Annotated in this window: 3 protein-coding genes; all 3 read right to left on the minus strand. The window is 70.9% G+C overall.

Features of this window, described 5'->3' with window-relative positions:
- A partial coding sequence (locus ACFPZ3_RS27165) for a DUF8128 domain-containing protein (protein ID WP_465263571.1) occupies nucleotides 1–1,174 on the minus strand: 1,174 nt, incomplete at its 3' end.
- Nucleotides 1,171–3,027, minus strand: coding sequence for a VirB4 family type IV secretion system protein (locus tag ACFPZ3_RS27170; RefSeq protein ID WP_379517068.1), 1,857 nt, complete (start codon nucleotides 3,025–3,027; stop codon nucleotides 1,171–1,173). The genes ACFPZ3_RS27170 and ACFPZ3_RS27165, both read right to left, overlap by 4 nt.
- Nucleotides 3,024–3,980: a PrgI family protein gene (locus ACFPZ3_RS27175; protein ID WP_379517069.1), complete on the minus strand. Its 957-nt coding sequence runs from the start codon at nucleotides 3,978–3,980 to the stop codon at nucleotides 3,024–3,026. Before ACFPZ3_RS27175 ends, ACFPZ3_RS27170 begins: the two co-directional genes overlap by 4 nt.
- Nucleotides 3,981–4,035: the final 55 nt, after the last annotated feature.

Genomic DNA, 4,035 nt, shown 5'->3' on the forward strand with positions numbered 1-4,035 from the left:
CTCCGGCGCGGGTGATGCCGGGCGCGTCGATGTCCCACGGCAGGTGCGCGAGCGCGGCCAGCTCGCTGACGGAGAGCAGGTAGCCGGAGTCGAGGCGGCGTGAGCCGATCGTGCGGCCGGGGCGCCAGAGGCGGGCTCGGCGCAGGTACTGGTGGCCGCCGGTGTACAGGGCGAAGATGCCGGCCAGGGTGTGTGCGTGGCCGCGCAGCCATCTGCGGACCAGGTCGGGAACAGGCTCGATTCCGTATGCGGCTGTGGTGGTGGTTCGGGTGGCGACGGCGTAGCGGATGGCCACGGTGTAACGGGGCTGTCCAGCTTTCGCGAGGATGGCTCGGACTTGTTCGGCGCGTTCGGGGAAGTCGCGGGCCAGGTCACCGGTTCTGTGGTGTTCGCGAGTGTCGGTGGGCAAGGGCAGGATCTCGTCGAGGACGCGGCCGAGATGGTGGCAGCTTCCTCCTCCGCGCAGGTGAGCGGCTGCCCGGTAGGCGTGCCGCAGGCGGCGGCCGGTGGTCGGGCGGGCCAGCACCTGGACGACGGCGTGCTCGCCCTCGCGTAGTCCACCCATGGCCTCCAGCAGGGAGCGCACGGGGTCGTGGTCGTGGTCGGTCTTGAGGGGGAAGTGCTCGGGCGCGGCCAGCACCAGCCGCCCGCCCGTGACCTCTGCGTCGTCGGGGAGGGGCGTGGTGGCGGGGCTTGTGCTGGTGGTCGCGCCTGGCCAGGCGGCTTGGATGGCCTTCTCCACGATCCCCGCCGGGATGGTGCCGGGCACCCACAGCCGGATTCGGACTCCGGCGTCGCTGCCGTGGTATTCCCACACCAGGTGCGGCTGGCCGGTGAAGGCGCGCTTCCACGCGGGCCGCAGCAGGCCGACGAGCTGACGCCACAGCACCACGGCGCCCTCAGGATCGCTGCGCGGCGGGCTGGAAATCTCGATGAGCCGGGCTTCGGGCGTCATGTCGGCGTGACGCAGCCAGCCGAGCAGGTAACCCACCACAGCAGCCACCACCCACACCACTCCCATGACCGCAGCGAGCCGGGGCCCGTAGACGAGGGCGAGTTCGGGCAGACGGGCGGGCAGCTCGGCCAGGAAGCCCAAGGCTTCCTGAACATCATGGTCGTCGATGCCGCACAGCAGGCACGGCCCGTCCTGCCGGGGTGAGGTGTTGATGGTCACAGCGGATCGTTCTCCTCGTCCTCGTTTTGGTTGTCGGTGGTGGTCTCGGTGGAGCCGGGCGGCCCGGGTGGTGGCGCGGGTTGGCCTTCGAATGGGCGGTGTTGTTCGTGCTGGTCGAGTTCGGCGAGGAACTGTGGGTTGGTCGTGGCCAGCGCCTCCTCAGAAGGCGGGGCGACGATGCTCAGGGCGGCTCGGCTCGCAGGGCCGGCGACCAGGAGGGCTTCGCCGCGTTCTGCGGTGAGCAGGAACTGGCGTTCGCCGTCGGTCAGGTCGAAGGCGTCGCCGACCGCGCCGATGGCTTGCGGCGCTTGGCGGAGCAGGATCTGGCTGGCGGCGTTGGCCACGATCGCCTGGCCCAGCTCGGAGCCGAGCAGGTCCGCGGCGTCCTGGGTGACCACGGACAGCCCGGCCCAGTGCTTGCGTGCTGCCTTCGCCATCCGGAAGAGAAAGCGGGCGCCTTCGGGTTCCTTCATCAGCAGCCAGGCCTCGTCCACGACGACGAGGCGCTTCTTGCGGTCTCGCGGGTTGGCCACGCGCCGCCAGATCGCATCGAGCGCCAGCAGGGTGCCGACCGCTTTCATCTCCTCAGGCAGGTCCCGGAGAGAGAAGACGGTCAGATGCCCGGCTGGCATGGTGGTGGTCGGTCCGTCGAACAGCTCGCGGTAGGAGCCGGTTACGTACGGGGCGAGTTGCGCGGCCAGGTCCGCGCCGGTCTGACCGGTTGTCTTTCCGGTAAGGGTGGTGACCAGATCGGCGAGGAGTGGCGCGGACCGGGTCCAGGTGGCCGGGTCGCGGGTGATCCCAGCCGCCTGGTAGGTGGCGATGATCGCCGAGTCGAGTATGGCGCGCGTTTGTGGGCTGAGCTGGCTGCTGCCGAGCATGGTGGCGATCAGGGTTTGCAGGAACATGGCCCGCCGGGATAGCACGTCGTCGCGGGGTCCGTGGCTGGCGGGCAGGTCGAAGGGGTTCCACCGCACCCCGGCCGCGCCGAGGTGCAGGCAGGTGCCGCCGACCGTGTGGGCCAAGCGTGCGTATTCGTCTTCGGGGTCGACGACGGCGACCTCGACGCCTTGGTAGAGCAGGCGGAGGGCTTCGAGTTTGGTGAAGAAGCTCTTGCCCGCGCCGGAGCGTGCCAGGACGACGGAGTTGTGGTTGTCCTGGGCGTAGCGGTCCCACACGACGACGCCGCAGCTGGTAGCGCTCAGCCCGTACAACACCCCGGTCTCGCCGCCGGTCGTCGCGAGGTCGGGCGAGGTGAAGGGGAAGGCCGCCGCCAGCGCGGTGGTGTCGAACGTCCGCGTCGCATCGAGGGAGTCGACTCCGAGCGGCAGGCTGGTCGTCCACCCCTGCAGGGCGCGGAACGTCGCCGGTTGCGCATCCAGCAGCAGGGATGATGCCAGCGCCCGGACCCGTTCCACCTCGGCGGCCAGCTCGGGTTCCGTAGCGGCGTTGACAGTGAGGTAGAGGCCGACCGTGAACAGGCGGCCATGGCCTCGGGCGAGCTGGTCGGCCAGGGCGGTGGCGTCGTCGGCGGCGGCTTCGGCGGCGAAATCGGCGAGCCTGCCGTGCTGGGCATCAGAGCGGCTGGCCGATTCCAGGCGGGCGAGCTGGCGGCGCAGCCGCATGGCCGCGACCTGCTGGGGGATGGGTTCGACGTGCAGGGACACGTCCAGGTGACCGGGATAGGTGAGTAGCGGCTCCAGCCATCCCGCGCCGACCTCGCGCGGGTAGCCGGTCACCGCGAACGACGCACAGACGGCGCTGGGCAGGGTCAGGGTCCTGGCTCCCACGTGCGCCGATCCTGGATGGGCCAGGGTGCTGGGCTCGTAGCGGTGGCGTCGGCGTAGCTTCACGGGGTGCTCCCGGTCGTCGAGGTGATCAGTTCGTCGGGCAGGGCCTGGCCGAGCGGGTGCCGGCCACCGGGGTCGAGACATTCGGCCAGCACCTGGCTGGCCGCGACTGCGTCGAGGACGCGGGTGGCGACACCGAGCGCGGCGAGGCTCCGCTCGGCTTCTGCGGCCCGCCGCAAGACGACGGCGGCGCTGGCGTCTCGGCGTACCGAGCGGCGGCCCCGGGTGGTGGCGGGGTGGTCGCGGAGCACGACGAGCACCTGACGGGTCAGCAGCTCACACGAGGCGTTCAGCTCGGCCAGATAGCCGGCGTGCTCGCGGGCGGCGTTGGCCAGCGCGGCGTGCGGCAGCACCTCTGCCTGCCGCTCCACGGTGTCAACCAGATCGGATAGGTCGGCAGGGCGAGTCCGGGCGAGGATCTGCACCGGCGCGTCCAGTGAATTCAGCCACCGGCCGAACGCCCCGACCAGGGCCGCCTGCTCGCTGGCGGTGCGCAGGTGGAAGGACAGGGTACTGGTCTCCACCAGGACGGCGACGCCTCCGCCGGCGAGCTCAAGAGCGCCGTCGGTACGGATCGCCCGCACCGGCAGGCGCAGCGGAGTAGGCAGCTTGCCCCGCAACCGGCACCACCTCGGCGGCTCGGCAACCCCCTCAGGTGCAGCCACCAGCCGTTTGCGGGCGCGGGCGTGGAGCAGGGCGGCCAGGGCGAAGCGATCCAGGCTGAGTCCGTCGCGTCGCCCGAGCGCGACGGACAGACCCAGCGCTACGAGCGGCAGGACAATCGCGGCCAGGATGATGACGGGCAGGAGCTGATGGAACAGGTAGTAGATGGCGGCGGCGATGCCGCCGGTCAGCGCGATGATGAGGAGTTGGCGAACGTTCAGCCCGTAGGCGATCTTGTCCGGGGTGTTGATGTCGGCCGGAATATTCATGATCAACGGTTCGGGCTCGTTCACTGACCGTCCCTCCGATGCTGCCCGGCATGCCCACCCGTCCGGCCCGGCCTCGGCA

The sequence above is a fragment of the Nonomuraea insulae genome (genome assembly GCF_042656245.1).